Here is a 19223-nt window from a genome sequence, read left to right as displayed (position 1 = left end):
CTCCGCTACTCTCCCTCCGGGTGAGCTCACACGCGGGGTGCTGTGGGACTCAGGGCGACACGCGGCCGACGAGCGCGAGAATGGCCTCGCCGTAGCGCTCGGCCAGCTTGGGACCGACGCCGTGGATGCGCTGCAACGCCGCGCCGTCGCGGGGGCGAGCCGTGGCAATGGCCCCGAGCACCCTGTCCGTGAGGATGCGGAAGGCGGGCACGCGTCGACGGCGGGCCTCGGCGAGACGCCAAGCGCGCAGGGCCTCCGCGAGCTGAGGTGAGGCCGTGCTCACCCCAAGCGTCGCCCCGCTGCGCCTGGAGCGCTCCAACGCCTGAGCCAAGGCCTCCCGGCCCCGAGGCGCCCGCGGCGTCTCCACCGCCGTCTGGACCTCGTCGTCGTACTCAACCTCGGGCTCGGACCGCGCGGAGGCCGAGCGCTTGCGCCTACCACCCGAGGAGCCCGAGGAAGGGGCCCGCTTGCGACGCGAGGTACGGCGACCGCCACCTGCCGCAGTGCCCTTCACCCGAGAGCCGCGACGCTTGCGCGTGGGAGCCTCATCGGGAGGCAGCGGCAGTTGCACCTGACCCGGAGCGGGCTCGCGCGTCCGGCGGCCCTCGGCGGTGAGCGCCACGCGTTGGAAGGTGATGCTCTGGCCGTCCTTCTCGAAGGTGTCCTCGGACAGGCGCACGAGCCCGGCGCGCACGAGTCCTCCAAGCAGCCGCTCGAAGTCACGGCGTGGCAGGGACTCGCCGAACAGCTCGCGGTGGAGCCGTCCGGTGGCCTGGGCATCGCGCTCATGCAGTGCCCCGAGGATGCGCGCGAGCGCCTGGGCCTCCGCATACGAAGGCTCACCGAAGCGCAGGGTGGCACAGGACTCGGGCGCGCAGACGTCGCACAGGCCGCAGGCGGCGCCCGTGTCCTGCACGTCACCAAAGTGCGCCACGAGGTGCCGCATTCGACACCCGTGCGACTCGCCATAGCGGGCCATGTGCTCGAGCTGGGACTGCTTGTGCTCGCGCTGCGCCGAGTACGCGGCCATCCAGCCCGGACGTCCGCGGCGCACGGACTCGTCCGGAGTCATCTCCACGCCGCCGTGAATCCACAGTTGTTCGAGCGCCTTGTCGAAGACATCGGACTCCATGCGCACCCGGGCCGCGAGTGACTCCTTGGGCTCCGGCTCCTCGCGGGTGGCGCGGAAGAGCCGCTCGAGCACGGAGGGCTCGGGGTAATCGCGCTGGTGGAAGAACTCGTGCGTGCGCCGGTCGATGAAGGAGTGCAGCAGCACCGCGCGCGAGGGCTTCCCATCGCGGCCCGCGCGGCCCAGCTCCTGGTAGTAGCCCTCCAGGCTCGCCGGCAGCGCGGCGTGTACCACGGTGCGCACGTCCGCCTTGTCGATGCCCATGCCGAAGGCCGTCGTCGCCACGATGACCTCCAGCCGGCCTCCGAGGAACGCCGACTGCACCTCGTCTCGTTCGGAGGCGCTCATGCCCGCGTGGTAGGTGCCCGTCCGGAAGTCCGCGCCAAGCTCCTCCGCGTACCGCTCCGCGTGCTTGCGCGTGGCCGCGTAGACGATGGCCGGGCGGTGCGCGGGGTCAGCGAGTAACTCGCGGATGGCCTCGGAGCGCTGGCTCGGGTTGAGCTCGCGCACCTCGATGGCGATGTTGGTGCGCCGGAAGCCGTGGATGAAGGTCTGCGCGGGAGTGTTCGCCGAGCCCCGAAGCCCGAGCTGCTGGACGATGTCGCGCTGCACGTCCGGGGTGGCCGTGGCGGTAAGTGCGACGACGGGCGCGGGACGCAGCATCGGCAACCGAGCACCGAGCAGCCGGTAGTCCGGGCGGAAGTCGTGTCCCCACTGGGAGATGCAGTGGGCCTCGTCCACCGCCACCAGCGCGGGCGTGCGCCGGGCCAGCAGCTCCACGAAGCCCGGTACCCCGAGCCGCTCGGGTGCGATGAAGAGGAAGTCCAGCCGGCCCTCGAGGTACTCCGCGCACACCTGGCGCGATGTGGCGCGGTCCCTCCCCGAATGAATGCGCTCCGCCGCCAGCCCGAGCGACTGGAGCCGCGCCACCTGGTCCTCCATCAACGCGATGAGCGGGCTGATGACCAGCGTCGTCCCCGCGCGCGCGAGGCCCGGCAGTTGGTAGCACAGCGACTTGCCCGCTCCCGTCGGCATCACCAGCAGCAGGTCCTTGCCCTCCGTCGCCGCGCGGCACACCGCCTCTTGGTACGGCCGGAAGTCCGGGAAGCCGAACACCTCCTGGAGCAGTCCACGCAACTGGTGGGGCGGCGTGGGCGCCCGGGGCTTGCGCTCGGGCCGGACGGTGTTCGGACTTGTGAGGGTGAGCGTGGGGCGCGCGGTGTTTCTGCTGGAGGCGGTGGCCAGCTCGTTGGGGGTACGGATGCGCTCCGTTTTAAGCAGACCCTCACCCTGACCCTCTCCCAGAGGGAGAGGGGATGGACGCGGGGACAACCTGGGGCCCCTGGTACCCTCACCCCGTCCCTCTCCCGGTGGGAGAGGGGTGATTGTTGGCATCGGGATCGTCGGGGGAACCTTCCCCACCACCTCGATGACGTAGGCCTCGATTCCCTTCAGGAAGGAGTCCAGGTCTCCGCTGCCCTGCTCGATGCGCTGCAGCCACGCCTCCCACTGCCCCGTCATCGCTGGACTCTTCACGTCCGGATGCACCACCCGGATGAGGCCGATTCCCTTCTCCGTCGCCTCGAACGACTTGCCCCGCCGCACCAGGTAGCCCCGGTCCAACAGCGTCTCGATGATGGCCGCACGCGTGGCTGGCGTCCCCAGCCCCGACTCCCGCATCGCGTCCGCCAGCTCCTTGTCGTCCAGCGTCCGCCCCGCTGTCTCCATCGCCGTCAGCAGGCTCGCGTCCGTCAAGCGGGGCGGTGGCCGCGTCCGCTTCGTCACGGGCTTCACCTCCCGCACCGCGCGCGCCTGCCCCTTCGCCAACCCCGGTGGCAGCTCCTGCTCGTCCTCCGGCTCCTCCGCCTCGGCCTCACTTCCCTTCTTCCCCGCCTCGCGCGGCTTCGGCGCCCGCTGCCCGCCCCCCACGTCCAGCACCTTCCAGCCCTCGCGCTCCACCATCGTGCCCGTGCTGTGGAAGCGGTCCACCCGCGGCGCGTCTCCGCTCGCGGCCTGCGCGCTCACCGCGGTGATGACGGTCGTCACCGACCAGACGAAGTCCTCGTGCCACGCCGCCAGCAGCCGGCGACAGACGAGCTCATAGATGTGTCGCTCGTCCGGGGACAGCCGCGCGCCCTCCGGCGACGTCGTCGTGGGGATGATGGCGTGGTGGTCCGTCACCTTCGCGTCGTCCACGAAGCGGCGTCCCAACGGGCGCTGCCCCGTGCCGGGGGCGAGCAACGCCTCCCAGGGCCCGCGGATGGCGCGCACCACCTCCGGCAACGTCTCCGCTATCTGCTTGGAGAGGTGCCGGCTGGAGGTACGTGGATAGCTCAGCAGCTTGTGCTTCTCGTACAGCGCCTGCGCCAACTCCAGGGTGCGCTGCGCGCTGAAGCCATACAGGCGGTTGGCGTGGCGCTGCAGCTCCGTCAAATCGTAGAGCAGCGGCGCCGCCATGCGCTTCGTCTCGGAGGTGACGGACTCCACGGCCGCGCGTCCCGTCTTCACGCGCTCCACGACCCGCTTGGCCTCCTCGCCATCCGCGGGTAGGCGCCGCGCCTCACGCGCGTCCCACTCCTTCTCCTTGCCCGGCTCCGCGGGGCGGAACCAGGTGCCCTGGTAGCTGCCCTGGGGACCCTCGGGGCCCGCCGGGCCGAAGGTGGCGACAATCTCCAAATAGTCCTTCGGGACGAAGTCGCGGATGGCCAGCTCGCGCTCCACCACCATCGCCAGCGTGGGCGTCTGCACCCGCCCCACCGAGAACGTGTCCCCGCACGCCAGCGTGTACAGGCGCGACAGGTTCATCCCCACCAGCCAGTCCGCCCGGCTGCGCCCCTTCGCCGCGTCCGCCAGTGGCTCGTAGTCGCGCCCGGGCTTCAGCGAGCGGAAGCCCTCGCGGATGGCCCCCTCCGTCAGCGAGGACACCCACAGCCGCTTCACCGGCTTGCGGCACCCGGCGGCCTCGTAGATGTAGCGGAAGATGAGCTCGCCCTCGCGCCCGGCGTCCGTGGCGCACACCACGGTATCCACCTCGGGCGCGGTCATCACCCGGCGCACCACCTTGAACTGGCTCGCCGTCTTCTCCTCCACCACCAGCGGCCAGTCCCCGGGCAACATGGGCAGCAGCTCCCGCTGCCACCTCTTCCACTCGGGCCTCATCTCGTGCGGCTGCGCCAGCCCCACCAGGTGGCCAATCGCCCACGTCACCACGTAGCCGTTGCCGCGGTAGCACCCCTCGCCCTGCTCGCGAGCCCCCAGCGCCCGCGCGATGTCGCGCGCCATGGCGGGCTTCTCCGCCACCACGGCCAACACGCCCCGTCCTCCGTCACCCATCATCATCCCACCTCATCGCGTCCTACCCGATTCCATACCGCGCCTGCCCCTCCCACCTGCAAGGCCGTTCAGCCAGAACGGCTGTCCACTTGAAGAGCAAGCAAGCAGACACGGAGTATGACCTCCGATCGGCCGCCTGCCCTCCGGAAGCGCTCGTTTCCCGGGTTGGCGTGCTTACGCAAGCGGTTGGCGTCGGAGCGGAAAACTCCGGGGCGCACTTTGGCCAATATCCCGCCTGTCACCAACGCGCACACGGGCGTGCCACGGGGGGAGGTGCCCATGCAGCTCACGGTGGAGAGGAACGGGATGAAGGCGTCGCGGCATCAGGTCCAGGGGAAGGGTTTCGGGGGGGGGACGGCGGGAGGGATCCTGAATGCGGGGGGAGAGTTGCATGCGGCGGTGACAAAGACTCTGGCCCGGTTGTCCTGGACAGCCGGGCAGTCCGAGCGCGATGGGGGTAACCGACTGGAAGTACCGTTGCTGGCGTCCTTCGCGGGGGCGAAACGGACCCAGTTGGCGGTGCTGACAGAGGCCGCGGTGATGGTCGAGCTGCGCCAGGTGGTCACGGGGGTGACGTGCCTGGCATCGGTTCGGCCGCTATCGCCGCGGCTGGCGGTGGCCCCCATCGTGCTCGCCAGAGGTCAGGACTTCAGCCCGGGCCGGTCCAACCGGCGCCCGTGGGTGGAGTCGGCCCACAGCCATGACCTCGACGGGGTCGTGGATGAGGGCGGTATCTACAGCTGGTAGGACTTTTGCTTCAGCCCCCCTGGTGCACCGGGGGGCCAGTCTGGGAGTCCCGTGGGGGCGGGGCTCCAGAGCTGACGACCCAACGACTCCTGCTCGCCTGAGGGGGAGAGCAGACGAGGTCGAGGTCGGAGTGATGAGGGGTGCCTCGCTTTCAAACGAGGCATCCCTCATTTTTTTTGCCCTCAGCGCGCCTGGGCTGACCCGGCCCGCTGCCTGTGCCAGGCAGCGAGCACCTCGCGCTCGCGCTCCGGGGAGAGGCCGGCCCGCTTCTGCAATTCCGCCTGCCGCTCCGGGGGCAGCCCGTTGAACCAGGCCAGCGTGTCGCGCGCCGTGTCCACCGTGGGGCGGAACTTCAACCCGCGCGCCATCGCCCGGGCGTTGCTGACGGCGCTCATCCCCGCCAGCTCTCCTCCAGGCGTCACCCACACTGGCATGTCCGTCCACGCCGCCACGTTCTGCGTCTCCAGGAAGGCGGCGTCAGCCCAGGTGAAGGTGGCGTCGCTCTGGCTGGCCTGTTTGCAGGCCTCCAGCAGCCCCTTCATGGAGAGCGGCTTGTCCGGGCCAGTGGCGTTGAAGATGCCCACATCCCGGTTCTCCACGGTGAGGAGGGTCCACTCAGCCAGGTCGCGCACGTCGATGAACTGGATTGGGTCCGAGCCGTCGCCGGGTGCGAGCACCTCGCCCCCTCGGGCCACGCGCACCGGCCAGTAGGAGAAACGCTGGGTGGGGTCATCCGGGCCCACGATGAGGCCGGGGCGGATGTTGGTGGTGCGCCCGGGGAAGACCGCCTCGGCTGCCTTCTCGCAAAGCGCCTTGAGGGCGCCGTAGTTGTCGCGGACGTTCTCGTTGGTGGGGTCGTCCACGGTGGCCAGCGGCGCGTCCTCGTCCATGCCTGGCCGGGGCAGCTCCTTGTAGACGGAGATGGTGGAGATGAAGACGTAGTGGCCCACGTTGGGCGCCAGCAGCTCCGCCGAGGCGCGCACGATGCGGGGCACATACCCAGAGGTGTCGATGACGGCATCCCAGCTCCGCCCCTCGAGCGCCTTCAGGCCCTCTCCATTCTTGGGATCCCTATCCCCGTGCAGCTTCTCCACATCCGGAAAGAGGTGGGGCCGCGTCTTGCCGCGGTTGAAGAGGGTGACAGTGTGGCCGCGTGCGCGCGCCGCCTCCACCAGCTGGGGACCGAGGAACCCCGTCCCTCCGAGGATGAGGATGCGCTTGCTTCCTCCGCGTGGCGTGGAAGCCCCGGCCGCCCCACCTCGCTCCCGGGTGGCGGAGCACCCCACGGCCCAGAGCGAACCGAGCGCGGCCGCTCCCTGCAACACCCCTCTGCGCGTCAGCTTCATGCGGACTACCCCCTCTTTGAGTGGAACGGATGAAGAACCGCCCTGTCACATGCCGCGCGCCTCAGCGGGTCGCGTCGGCGGTGGGCCCCAACGGAGGAGCCTGAGCGGGCGTGACTGCGCGCTGATGCCGGGCGAGCCACAGGGACACCGCGAGCCACAGGCCCGCGAAGGGCACCGCCGCCAGCGCCAGCCCCGACGTGCCCAGCCCCAGCTTGTCGAGGCCCGAGTACATCCAGGCGCTCACCGAGTCGCTGCCCCGGTACACCACCGTGTCGATGAAGCCCTTGGACTTGTACTTCGTCTCGCGGTCCACGCCAGTGAAGAGGATTTCGCGGCCGGGCCGCTCGAAGGCGTAGTGCGAGGCACCGCGCAGCGACTTGAAGCCGATGAGCATCCCCAGCGTGGGCACCGCCGCCAGCCCAACAAACCCGAGCGCGGTGAGCAGCGGTGCCACCGCCAGCGCCACGCCCAGGCCGAAGCGCGGGATGAGGTGCCCCGTCACCACCGTCTGCAGCACGAGCGTGAGCACCTGCACCCAGAAGTCGATATCGGCGAAGGCAGCCGCGCGCGCGTTGGCGCCTGAAGCCACCTTGTCCACGATGTGAGCCTGCTGGTTGTAGAGGAAGGTGGAGGTGGAGGCGTAGAGGAGCATCTGCAGCCCCAGCCCCAGCAGCAGGGGTGAGGAGAACAGCAGCCGCAACCCAGCGAAGACTCCACCGCCCACTGGGGCCTCGGCGACGACGGCCCGGGCCGGCACGACAGGCGTCCGGCGCGACAACAGCCGCACGCACTGGGCGCTGCCCTCCAGCAGCACCGCGGTGAAGAGCATCAGGTTCGTGGCCCCCAGCGGCTCGGCCAGGTGTTTGACCAGGAAGGGACCCACCAACATCCCCGCCGTCCCTCCCGCGGCGATGAAGCCGAAGAGGCGCTTGCCCTGCTCGCTCACGAACAGGTCCGCCATGAAGCTCCAGAACACGGAGACGACGAAGAGGTTGTAGACGCTCACCCAGACGAAGAAGGCGCGCGCTACGCCATCGCGACCTACGCCCAGCTTCAGCACCACGAAGAAGGCCAGCAGGTTGAGCAGGAAGAAGCGGTAGACGAGCGGAATCACCCGCTGCCTCGGCCAGCGCGACACCAGCGCCGAGAAGGCCGGCACCGCCACCAACATCACCCCGAACGTCGCCGTGAAGAGCCACGGGACATTCTTCACACCTCCCGCCGTCGCCATCTCGTCCCGCAGCGGCTTGAGGATGGCGTAACCGCACATCAGCGTGAAGAAGTAGACGAAGGACAGCAGGACCGGGCCCGCCTCCTCGTCCTTCACGTTCACAAATCTCTTGAGCATGGGTGCAAGCCGCCGTCCGTGCCGCCACCAACCGCGACACACCGGGACTATTCCCAAGCCTGATGGGACACACCAGCGGGGCACCTGGAGCCAGGACGCGCCGTGACTTCGCGTGAAGCGCCCCAGCCCCCAGGTGGGTACGTCTGACTACCGGCCGGTTGCCTCGCGCAACACCGCCTCCACCCTCGGCAGCGCCGCGCGGATCTCCTCCAGCGACACCGCCCCCACCGACAGGCGGAACCAACCCGTCTCGTCCTTCAAGCCGAACGCCTGGAAGGGCACGAGCGCGAAGCCCGCCTTGTCGAGCAGCAGCTTGCGGATGTCGTCATTCGTCCGCAGCCCCGCCTTGCCAACCAGGTCGAACTGCGCCGACAGGTAGATGGCACCCTGCGGCGCGATGGAGCGCACCGGCAACCCCGCCGCCCGCATCGCCTCGAAGCCCTGGTGCAGCGCCACCAGCCGCTCGTCCACCCGCCGCCGCATCGTCTCCAGGAAGGCCGTCATCGCCGGCACGTCGTCCATGAAGCGCGCCACCGCCACCTGCTCGGCCTTGGGAGCCCACGCGCCCACGTGTCCCAGCACGTCCTTCATCCGCGAGATGATGGACGGCGCCCCCACCGCCCAGCCCACGCGCACGCCCGTGGCCGCGAACGCCTTCGAGATGCCATCCACGAACACCGTGTACGGCGCCATCTCCGGCACCAGCTCCACCGGCGTTACGTGCTTCGTCTGCCCAAACGTGAGCGTCCAGTAAATCTGGTCGTACATCACGATGAGCGGCTTGCGCCCCTGCGACTCGCGCTTGCGGTTCTCCTCCACCACACGCTGGCTGATGTCCCGCAGGGCCTCGGGGGAGATCATCGTGCCCGTGGGGTTGAGCGGGCTGCATAGGCACAACAGCCGCGCCTCCGAGAGGTGCGGCGCAAGTTGCTCCACCGTGGGCATGAAGCCGTGCTCGGGGTCCGTCACCACCGTCACGTGCTTCGCCCCCACCATGTGCGCATAGTGGTTGTTGTTCCACGAGGGCACCGGGTAGACGACCGTGTCTCCTGGATCCATCACCGCGCGGAACACGCCGTAGATGACCGGCCGTGCTCCACCCGTGATGAGCACACCGTCCATTGGATACTTCAGGCCCAGCGTGCGCTCGTAGAAGCGCTGCACCGTCTGCCGAAGCTGCAGCACGCCGTCCGAGGGCGGGTAGTTCGTCTCACCCGCCTTCAACGCCGAGGCAATGGCCTCGCCCAGTCCAGAGGGGATGGGGAACTCGCGGGGGCTGAAGTCCCCCACGGTGAGGTTGCACACCTGTTTCCCCTGGGCCACCAGCTCGCGGATCTCCGCCGCGATGCGGAGAATTTCGCTGCCAACGAGACCACGCACCATCGTGCCAACGGTGTCGTCCCGGCGGGGGCCAAACAGGGGAGTGAGGTCGAGAGCCATGGGGGCGTTACTCCAGGGTCGGATACGAGTCCGGGCGAACGATATACGCGGCGGAAAGCCCGGGCCCAAGCGGTCCGTGGGATTTTCCGCTCCCCTTGCTTCCCCAGCGCCCGAACACCCCCTCCCCTCCCCTGTCCTGGGGCGCCCGCCAACGCCTGGAGCACGAACTGCCCTTTACCGGGCACTTCTTTGCAGCTCGAATCGATGAGGGCACGGAAGTCTTCTAGACACGTTGCCCGACCGCCGCGACTCCAGGGCCCACCCCGGGTTCTCCACGAGTCCTGGCGAACAGACAGGAGACACCAATGCACACGCGTGACATGAAGCGCTGGGGAGTGCTGACCTTGCTCGGAGCCGGGCTGCTGGGGCTGGTCGGCTGCGGAGAGTCGTACGTGTCGACCACCCAGCTCTCGGGTGCCAATGAGGTTCCCCCTGTGACGACGTCCGCCTCCGGCACGGCCAGCGCCACGCTCGACGGGGATGAGCTCTCCGTCAGTGGCACCTTCAGCGGGCTGTCGAGCCCCCTGCATGAGGAGTCTGGCAGCTCGGCCCATGTCCACCAGGCGCCCCCGGGTGAAAATGGCGGCATCGTCTTCAACCTCTCCGTCACCAGCGATGGGAACTTCAGTGGCACCAAGAAGCTCACCGACGCCGAGAAGGAGGCCTTCAAGGCCGGGCGCTTCTACGTGAACGTCCACAGCGAGAATCACAAGACAGGCGAAATCCGCGGCCAGTTCGCCTCCATCATCGGCAACTGACGGACGCACCCGGGCGGAGCCGCCCTCGTCCTGGCTCCGCCCCCCCTCCTCACCGGCAATCGTGCTGGCACTCGAGCGCCGCTCGTGCCACATGGGGCCCCGCCCGGCCCGGTCCATGAGGGCCGTCAGGAGGATGCTGATGAAGGTGATTGGATACTGGATGCCGACGCTCGGGCTCGCCGCCTGCCTCGCGACCACTGGGTGCAAGAAGGAGGAGCCCGCTGCTCCCGCCGTCCCCGCTGCTCCCGTGGAACAGCCCGCCGCGGTCGACGCGGGTACGCCCGTCGATGCCGGTGCCGCACCCACGCCCGCGCCCACTCCTGAAACCCAGACGCCTCCCTCCGCTCCCACCCCGGGCCCCCAGGCCGCCCGGCCCGAGGACCCGAAGAACCGCGAGTGGACCGCGGGCCGTGTGAGCATCCCCCGCCCCAGCATGAAGCCGGTGACGCTGCTCGAGGTGCGCGAGGGTCGCAACGAGGGCTTCGACCGCGTCGTGTTCCAGTTCGAAGGCGATCAGGTGCCCGGCTACCACCTCGAGTACATCGACAAGCCTGTCATCAAGTGCGGCTCCGGCGATCCCACGGACGTCGCTGGCCAGGGCTGGCTCCAGGTGCGCATCACGCCCGCGCAGGCGCACGCGGACGGCAAGGTCACTGTCGCCTCACGCGAACGCAAGCCCAAGCTGCCCGTCCTCGAGGAGCTGGAGCTCACGTGCGACTTCGAGGGCGAGGTCACCTGGGTGCTCGGTGTGAAGCACCCCAACAAGTACCGGGTGATGGAGCTGCGCGAACCCACTCGCCTCGTGGTGGACGTGCAGCACTGAGCACCTCCCTCACCCCCGCTGCAGCGCTCCGGCCAGCCGCTCCAGGTCCGCGATGAGCTGCCCGTGCCGCGCGCGAGCCGCCTCACCGCCCGCGCGCAACGCCATTGCCAGCGCCTTCGGCAGGTTCAGCGCCCCGTCGCTCGCGAGCTTCTCCGCGTACCCGCTCCGGTAGTCGTTGGGCACGCGGAGGCTCCAGTTCTCCTCGCTCACCGTGCCCGGCGCGTTGTACGTCTCCTTCATTCCCAGCAGGTCCGCGAAGAACACCATCACGTTCTCCGCTCGGCTGGCGAAGAGGTCCGCGAACTTCGCCTGCACCAGCATCCCCGGTTCCTCCACCAGCCGACGCGCGAAGTCCTCGCGCCCCTCCTCCTCCGGGTGCAGCCTCCACGCCAGGTAGTCCGCCTGCGCTCGCGCCTCGCCCGCCTGCCGCCACCGGTCCGCCAGCGCCCAGATGGGCTTCGTGTCGTGGTTGCCCACCATGATCCAATCCTGGGGCGCGGCGTTCTCGCTCCGGTACACGTCTCGCGGATTGTTCAGGTCCGCCTTCTGCGTCACGCGGAAGCGCCCCAGCCCGTACTGCTCCATCACCCGCTGCAACGGGTACGGCATCGTGCTCAGCACCTCGCACAGCAGGTCCGACACCTTGCGCCCGTGCGCGTGCGCCGACGCGATGATGGCGTCGAAGAGGGCGCTGTAGCAGCTCACCTGCTCCGGGTTCAGCTCGCGCACCCAGCCGTCCGCGTGGCGCGGCACCGAGCGATCCAACTGCTCCGGCTTCACGAGCGCCCAGCGCGCCAGCTCCGGATGGTCCGGAAGATCCGGCGAGGAGAAGAGCCGCGCCCCACTCTGTACCGCACGCAGCGCGTTCAACTCTCCCGCCCGGTACACCCACGGGCACACCAGCCCGTGCGGATGATCGATGCGCAGCCCGTCGTACTCGGTCAGCATCTTGTTCACCCGCGAGCCCATGAACCACAACACCGGACCGGGCTGCCTCACCCCCGGGTACGGCCCCGTAGGGTTAGGAGGCGCGTGGTACTGCGAGGGGTCCAACACCGGGTAGTTCCACGGCTGGCCCTCGGGGTTGGTACGGCTGGGCGGCGCTCCCATCAGGTACGAGCCCACGAAGAGCCCCTGGTACGCCCAGGCATCCCTCGGCGAGTAACCAATCTGAAGGTCGCCGAACAGCTTCAGGCCCCACGCCGCCGTCCGCTCCCGCAGCGCCGCGTGCTGCGAGTGCACCAGGAACTGCCGGAAGGCATACGCCTCCACCTGCCCGGCGTACTTCGTCAACAGCACCTGCCGGCGATTGCTGAACGTCGCCTCCTCGCCCGGCCGCGGGTTCCACAGCCGCCGATCCCACTCGCTCGGCCACTCCTTCCAATAGGCGCGCCCGTGCTCCGTGCAGAGCACATCGTAGAGCGCGTCACGCTCCAGCCACTCGCGGTGATCGCGCCGGAAGGTGTCGAAGTGCTCAGCCAGCCAGGCGATGGCGCTGCCCGGCGTCGCCTGGGCCCGCTTGTGCTGGAAGTTCGTCCAGGCCTCCTCCAGCGCCTCGCTCTGGGCGTTGAAGACGTAGCGGTGCTTCACCCGCCCGTCACCGCCGGGACGCGCCGCGACGAGGGCCTGCACACGCTCGGGCCGCAGCAGGCCCCCCCAGGACTCCTCATTCGTCAGGGACGCGAGCGCCACGTTCAGCACGTTGCGCGAGAAGAGCGTCCCGTCATACGGCGAGGGGTTGTCCTCCGACGTCTGCCCCTGCGGGCCGAGCTGGATGCCGTTGAAGCCCAGCTCCCGCGCGAACTCGAGAAAGCGCAGGCCTCCCTCCGAGTAGGGCGAGCCCCGGCCAGGGTCCTCGCCCGGGGCGCTCGGGAAGCTCGGGTCATGAATGCTCAACACCAGGTTGCGGACGTTCAGCGCGGCCAGGGCCGCCGTCACGTGTCGCTGGTAGTCTTCGGGCAGGTTTCCGCGGGGCATCAGCACGGCTCAGGGGGAGAGGCTCACCCCCACCCTAGGAGATCATCGCAGGGCCGTGAACCCTTTCCCGACCCGCGCCATCGAGTTCCCTCGCGGCTGCCAACAAGAGGACGGACAACTCAGCCTCATCACGCGTGCGCCCGCCCTCCTGGCTCCCCTCACCCGCGCCTGGATGGGCTCAGTAGGCACCGGCGACTCCGCGCCAGCTCACACCGGGAGCGACACGACCCGGACGAGGAGAATGGGGACCAGGCGCAGGATGCCATGCACGACGGCACAGCTTCCGGCCCTCTCCCAGCCTGGCTGAGTGCTGTCCCGACGACCTCGGAACCGACTCGCCCCGCTTGGGTGTTGCCCTCCATCACGCCCCGGCACCCACCAGTGAACACTGCCAGACGTGGATGGGTGGACGTACCCGCCTCGCATTGGAAGGGTTCGGGCTCCGCGGGAGATCGTCTTCTTCGATTCTGGAGTTCTTGATGAGCATGGTGGCCCCTCCCCCCTCACCCGCTTTCCCTCAGACCCCCCGAAGCGGCGAAGGTCTGGGTGCGGAGATGCTGGCGCAACTCTTCGAGCACGCCCGACCGCTGGTGGAGGCGCTCTTCGCGCAGGTGAACGACGGCGTCACCGTGCAGGGCCCGGACTTTCTGCTGTGCTTCGCCAACCCCGCGGCGGCACGCCTGCTGGGTGCCAACTCCCCTGAGGAGCTGCTGGGCCGACGCGGTGTGCCGCTGCTCGAGTGCTTCCAGGTGCTCGACGCCTCGGGCAAGCCGATGAGCTCCGACGTCCTCCCCGGCCGACAGGTCCTCGCGGGCCAGCGTGGCACCGAGCGCGTGCTGCGCTTCCGCCACTCACGTACGGGCCAGGAGCAATGGTGCCGGCTGTCCGCGGCGCCGGTGCGCGATGCCCAGGGCAAGGTGGTGTACGCCGTCAACGTCTTCCAGGACGTCACCGAGATGGTACGCACCCAGGAGCGGTTGAGCCTGCTGGCCGAGGCCAGTGAGCTGCTCTCCGCCTCGCTCGACCTGGACAGCACGTTGACCGCCACCGCTCGCCTGCTCGTCCCCCGGCTCGGGGACTGGTGTGCGGTGGACCTGGCGGACGATGCCTCCGCCGCACGGCGCGTGGCCGTCATCCACGCGGACCCGGCCAAGCTGGAGCTGGCACGGAAGATGAGCGAGCGCTACCCCGACAGCGCCCAGAGCATCGGCACCATCGCCCACGTGATGAAGACGGGTCAGCCCCATCTGACGTCCCACATCACGGACGAGATGTTCGTGGCGACGGCCCAGGATGCGGAGCACCTGCAGCTGCTGCGCGAGCTGAGCCTGCGCTCCATCATCGTGGTGCCCCTCAAGGCCCGGGAGCGGACGCTGGGAACCCTCACGGTGGCCACCGCGGAGTCCTCGCGCCACCTGAGGACGGAGGAGCTGCGGCTCGTGGAGGAGCTGGCCCGCAGGGTGGGGCTCGCGGTGGACAACGCCCGCCTCTATGCGGAGGCAAAACGCGCCCAGGCTCGGCACGAGGTGGCGCTCGAGGCAGGCCGCATGGGCGCTTGGGAGTGGGACATCCCAGCCGGACGCGTGACCTGGGCCCCCACGCTGGAGCGCATCCACGGCATCCCCGAGGGCAGCTTCGGCGGCACCTTCCAGGACTACCAGAGCGACATGCACCCGGAGGATCGGCAGCAGGTGCTCGCGAGCATCCAGCACGTGGTGGCCCAGCGCGAACCGGAGCACCACATTCAATACCGCATCATCCTCCCGGACGGACAGGTGCGCTGGGTGGAGGCACACGGCCGGCTCACGCTGGACGAGCAGGGCCAGCCCTCGCGCCTGACAGGCGTGTGCACCGACATCACCCAACGGCTCGCCTTGGAGGAAGACGCGCGGCGACTGGTCCGCGAGCAGGCCGCGCGTGCCGAGGCCGAGCGCGCCCGCCAGCACACCACCGAGCTCCTGGAGAGCCTGCGCAAGACCCAGGCCGAGCTCGCCCAACGCGCCCAGGAGCTCGCCCGCTCCAACGCGGACCTGGAGCAGTTCGCCTACGTGGCCTCGCATGACCTGCAGGAGCCGCTGCGCATGGTGGCCAGCTACGTGCAACTCCTGTCACGGCGCTACAAGGGCAAACTGGATGCAGACGCGGACGAGTTCATCCGCTACGCGGTGGACGGCGCCACTCGCATGCAGGCCCTCATCAATGATCTGCTGGCCTACTCGCGCGTGGGCACGCGAGGCAAGGAGCTGGTGCCCGTGCCGCTGGAGAAGAGCCTCGAGCGCGCCCTGTCCCACCTGCGCCTCACCCTGCAGGAGTCCGGCGCGGAGCTAAAGGTGGAGCCGCTCCCCTGGGTGATGGGCGACGAGACACAGCTCGTCCAGCTCCTGCAGAATTTGGTGGGCAACGCGATCAAGTTCCGCGGCGAGCACTCCCCGCGCATCCGCGTATCCACCACGCGTGAAGCAGACACCGTCACCGTCGCCGTGGAAGACAACGGCATCGGCATCGAGCCCCAGTACTACGAGCGAATCTTCGCCATCTTCCAGCGGCTGCACGCCAAGGAGGAGTACCCGGGCACGGGCATCGGGCTTTCTATTTGTAAGAAAATCGTTGAGCGCCACGGGGGGCGCATCTGGGTGGAGTCCACCCCAGGCCAGGGCAGCACGTTCCGCTTCACGCTCACCGCGGCCGAGCCCCAGCCCGCGTAACGCAGCCGGAACACAGCCTCCGCTGTGCGAACCACCCGGTTCGTATATCCTCGAACAACACGGCGACGGTTCCGGCGCTCCTGACCGGTTCTTCGGGAGCACGTCCTGAGCACCGCCTGCCGTGACAAAGAGGGGATCAATCGACATGCGTAAGGTTGTGCAGATGTTGGGGGGCGCGCTATTGGCGCTGGGTCTCACGGCTTGTCCTGGTGATGATGATGACGACAAGAAGCCTCAGGACACCGACACCATCAGTGGCACGGTAACGGCACCTGCCGGAGGCAGCATCATCGGCACGGAGCTCGCAGCCTGCTTCGTCGTCGACGGCCAGTGCGACACCGAGTCGCCCAAGACTCGCCTGCAGCTCCTGCAGGGCTCGGGCACGAGCGCCACGTACAAGTTCGACAACATGGCCGCGGGTCAGTACCTGCTCATCGCCATCAAAGACACCAACAAGAACAACGAGCTTGATTCGGGTGACTACGTAGGCTTCTACGGCAACTCCTTGGGTGCGTTGCCCGTCAAGCCGCCGGCAAAGAACATCAGCATCAGCATGACGGTGTACACCGGGGGCTCCAGCACCGGCCTCAGCGGTACGGTGACCGCACCCGCGGGCGGCTCCATCAGCGGCACCCAGGTGGTGGCGTGCTTCGTCAGCAACGGTGCGTGCGTCGCCAACCACACCAACACCCGGCAGGTGACGCTCAGCGGCGCCGGCTCTAACGCGACCTACAGCTTCGACACCTTGGCCGCCGGCGAGTACACGCTCGTTGCGTACAAGGACATCAACTCCAACGGCCAGGTCGACAACGGCGACTACGAGGGCTTCTACACGACGAACGGGACCAGCGCGACGCCCGTCAGCTCGCCAGCGCAGGGTGCCAACATCTTCATGAAGGTCAGGGGCAGCGGCGGCTCCACCACTCCTCCCGCGGGCGTGACGTTCCTGCGCCCCTCGGACTTCAGCGGCGGCTCGGCGACCGTCACCCTCCAGGGCCTCTCCTCCACCGAGCGCGTGGCGGTCATCCCCGTGCACGCCAGCCAGTCCCTGACGGTGGATGGCCTGCGCTATACCCTCAACACCTCCGGCGTGGTGTCGCAGTCCGTGACGGACGCCGACGCGGTGGCGCTGCCGCGCGCGGACCTCGCGCCTTCCGTACCCCACACGGGCGATGAGAAGACGGCCCACCACGACGCCCACCTGGCCCAGCTGAGCAAGGGCCTTCGGGATGTGGAGACACTGCGGCGCGCCGGAGCCCAGACGCTGGGCGCCAAGGGCACCGTTCGTTCTCAGGCCCTCGACAACTGCGCGGCGCCCTACACCGTGGGCTCCAAGACCTGCTCCTTCTGGATCAACAACAACGGCTCGCAGACGCGCATCACCGCCACGCTCAGGCACTCGAGCGCCAACGCCTACTGGTTCGTGCAGAACGAGGACGCGAGCGAGTTCAGCAGCAGCGAGCTGCAGGGCCTGGCCAACGACTTCGAGAGCAAGGTCGTCCCGGTCGACAACCGCTACTTCGGCAACTTCGCCGACGTGGACAACAACCAGAAGATCCTCATCGTCTTCAGCCGCCTGCTCGGCCCGCAGGGGCTGCTCGGCTACGTGATGCCGTTGGATCTCTTCGATGACTCCGAGGCGTACCCGGCCACGGGCACGCACAGCAACGAGGGCGACATCTTCTACGCCGCCACGCCCAGCACCCTCGGGTCCGCGTACCCCCGCACCAGCTACTTCAGCACGGTGATGCCCTCCACCATGGTGCACGAGCTCAAGCACCTCATCGCCACGGGCCGCCGGCTCACCGCCGACAACCTGCCGGAGGAGCTGTGGATTGAGGAAGGTAGCGCCATGGCCGCCCAGCAGCTGGCGGGCCTGGGGACCCAGGTGGGAGAGATCCAGCCCTACACGCGCTACGCCATGGCCGCCCCGCAGAACTACCGGGTGGTGCACGAGTCGCGGCCGAGCAGCCAGGATGAGGGCCTGGGCATCTACGGCTACAACTACCTGTTCATCTGGCGTGCGGCGCAGGCCGTGGGCCACGACACCTTCTGGAAGAACTGGACGGGCGGCCCCGGCAAGGGCATCTCGAACCTCGAGGTCCATACCGGCAAGCCCTTCTCCGAGCTGATGCTGGACTGGGCGGCCGCGCTCGCGCTGGACCACTCCAACCTCATCGCCGGCTACGACTACGACACCTTCAGCCTGCGTGACAGCAGCTTTGTGAAGCTGGGGTACAGCACGCTGCAGAGTGGTGTGAGCGGCACGGCGCGCTCCATGGCCTACCACGTGGGTCGCGGCACCGGCTCCAACGCGAGCATCAACATCCAGGTCTCCAACGGCGCCAATCCCTACGCGGTGGTGCTGCGTCTGCCAGGAGCGCTGCCCTGGTCCCCGAGCGGCGGTGGCGGAACCACGACCCCCACCAGCGTGAGCGGAACCGTCCGGGCGCCCACGGGCGGCTCGCTGGCCAACACCATCGTGCGGGCCTGCCATGTGGTGGCTGGCGCGTGTGACTCGGCTTCGTCCTTCTCCACCGGCGGGCAGTTCCCCTCGACCACCACCAGCTCGAGCAGCCCGTACTCGCTGACGGTGCAGCCCGCGTCCTACATCTTCACGGCCGCGAAGGACGTGAACGGAGACGGCGTGCTGAACGCGGGCGACTATGTCGGCTGCTACGGCGCGAGCATCTCGGCGTGCAACGTGGTGAACGTCAGCTCGGCCCGCACCGGCATCGACATCACCATGACGTCCTACACCGGCCTGAGCGGCCTCATCACCCAGGTGCTCCCGCCGGAGCAGATGAAGCTGCGGCTCCTGGGCGCACGGGCCCTGCTCCCGCAGCTGCTCGCCGAGACGCACTAAGCAGCGCGCATTGAATGGCGGGAGGGGCGCGCACGTCCCTCCCGCCAGAGACCTTCGCGAGACCCATCTCTCACATGCGCCTCATTCTTCCCCTCATCGCTCTGCTCGCCGCCGCCCCGGCCAACTCGCCCTACCGCTCGTTCAGCTGGGACGCGCTCGCCAAGGGACAGGCGGGCTCCGGGCTGGTGCGCGTCACCGGCCGATACATGCCCTATGCCGAGTACACCGACCTGGTGCGCGGCGTGCTCACCTACGGTCGCTTCGCCCTGCGCGTAGAGGGCTCCGCCTTCGACTGGACGCCCAAGCCCGGTGAGAACGTGGAGTTCTGGGGCTTGCTCGAGTCCGACGAGCAGGGCCCCCTGCTGCGCTTCCACAACGGCCGCCCCACCCGGGACACCCGCCGCGCGCCTAGCCCCATGCCTGAGCTGACTGCCGGCGCGCAGGTGCGGCTGAAGCTGCGGGTGAGCGAGGCCGGGAGCAATCCGCTCCCCGTCGCCACCGGCGTCACCGAGGACGGCCGCAGCGTGATGCTCCCCAAGGACTACGCGGGCCCCTTCGGCGTGGTGTGCCTCCAGGGAACCGTGGCCCCCCTGGGTAACAACTTCGCCTTGAGCGAGCCCACGCCCTGCGCGAAGCGTTAAACCCCGCGCACACGTAGCTTCGAGGGCGGGGCTGTCCCGCCCGCCCTCGGCAAGCCGTGAGGAGCTGGCGTGGAGCGCGGCTCGAAGCTGGAGACAGCCCAGCGGCTTGA

The 19223-nt window shown here is 69.0% G+C and carries 11 protein-coding genes; 6 read left to right on the top strand and 5 right to left on the bottom strand.

The annotated features are described in order from the left end of the window. Window positions 1-49 precede the first annotated feature (49 nt). On the bottom strand, window positions 50-4468 hold the full coding sequence (locus tag F0U60_RS04960; RefSeq protein WP_395814641.1) for a DNA topoisomerase 3: 4419 nt from the start codon (window positions 4466-4468) through the stop codon (window positions 50-52). 393 nt (window positions 4469-4861) lie between these two features. Here F0U60_RS04960 and F0U60_RS04955 point away from each other — a divergent pair, with 393 nt between their 5' ends. Next, complete coding sequence (locus F0U60_RS04955) at window positions 4862-5209, top strand: hypothetical protein (protein WP_395814638.1); 348 nt, start codon at window positions 4862-4864, stop codon at window positions 5207-5209. 182 nt (window positions 5210-5391) lie between these two features. Here F0U60_RS04955 and F0U60_RS04950 read toward each other — a convergent pair whose 3' ends face one another. From F0U60_RS04950 to F0U60_RS04940, 3 genes are all read right to left on the bottom strand, one after another. Then, the gene (locus tag F0U60_RS04950; protein ID WP_395814634.1) at window positions 5392-6555 is read right to left on the bottom strand and encodes an SDR family oxidoreductase; all 1164 of its coding nucleotides are present in this window, start codon (window positions 6553-6555) and stop codon (window positions 5392-5394) included. Window positions 6556-6616: 61 nt separating this feature from the next. After that, a complete protein-coding gene (locus F0U60_RS04945) occupies window positions 6617-7903 on the bottom strand; it encodes an NTP/NDP exchange transporter (protein WP_395814631.1) in 1287 nt (428 codons plus the stop codon). A gap of 147 nt (window positions 7904-8050) precedes the next feature. Then, on the bottom strand, window positions 8051-9343 hold the full coding sequence (locus F0U60_RS04940; protein WP_395814628.1) for a pyridoxal phosphate-dependent aminotransferase: 1293 nt from the start codon (window positions 9341-9343) through the stop codon (window positions 8051-8053). Window positions 9344-9648: 305 nt separating this feature from the next. Here F0U60_RS04940 and F0U60_RS04935 point away from each other — a divergent pair, with 305 nt between their 5' ends. Then, window positions 9649-10101: a CHRD domain-containing protein gene (locus tag F0U60_RS04935; RefSeq protein WP_395814625.1), complete on the top strand. Its 453-nt coding sequence runs from the start codon at window positions 9649-9651 to the stop codon at window positions 10099-10101. A 139-nt stretch (window positions 10102-10240) separates the two neighbouring features. Then, window positions 10241-10924 (top strand): hypothetical protein, encoded by a 684-nt coding sequence (locus F0U60_RS04930; RefSeq protein WP_395814621.1) that lies wholly within the window; start codon window positions 10241-10243, stop codon window positions 10922-10924. Window positions 10925-10933: 9 nt separating this feature from the next. Here F0U60_RS04930 and F0U60_RS04925 read toward each other — a convergent pair whose 3' ends face one another. Next, complete coding sequence (locus F0U60_RS04925) at window positions 10934-12901, bottom strand: 4-alpha-glucanotransferase (RefSeq protein ID WP_395814618.1); 1968 nt, start codon at window positions 12899-12901, stop codon at window positions 10934-10936. A gap of 554 nt (window positions 12902-13455) precedes the next feature. Here F0U60_RS04925 and F0U60_RS04920 point away from each other — a divergent pair. The 3 genes from F0U60_RS04920 to F0U60_RS04910 all read left to right on the top strand — a co-directional run bounded on the left by F0U60_RS04920 (window position 13456) and on the right by F0U60_RS04910 (window position 19113). After that, window positions 13456-15606, top strand: coding sequence for an ATP-binding protein (locus F0U60_RS04920; RefSeq protein ID WP_395814614.1), 2151 nt, complete (start codon window positions 13456-13458; stop codon window positions 15604-15606). Window positions 15607-15751: 145 nt separating this feature from the next. Further along, window positions 15752-18472, top strand: coding sequence for a hypothetical protein (locus F0U60_RS04915; RefSeq protein WP_395814611.1), 2721 nt, complete (start codon window positions 15752-15754; stop codon window positions 18470-18472). Between the two features lie 74 nt (window positions 18473-18546). Next, on the top strand, window positions 18547-19113 hold the full coding sequence (locus tag F0U60_RS04910) for a hypothetical protein (RefSeq protein ID WP_395814608.1): 567 nt from the start codon (window positions 18547-18549) through the stop codon (window positions 19111-19113). Window positions 19114-19223: the final 110 nt, after the last annotated feature.

It is taken from the genome of Archangium minus (assembly GCF_044360475.1).
In the GTDB taxonomy this organism is placed as follows: domain Bacteria; phylum Myxococcota; class Myxococcia; order Myxococcales; family Myxococcaceae; genus Archangium; species Archangium minus.
The sequence above is the reverse complement of the archived record's forward strand: the minus strand, read 5'-3'. Positions and strand labels throughout refer to the sequence as shown.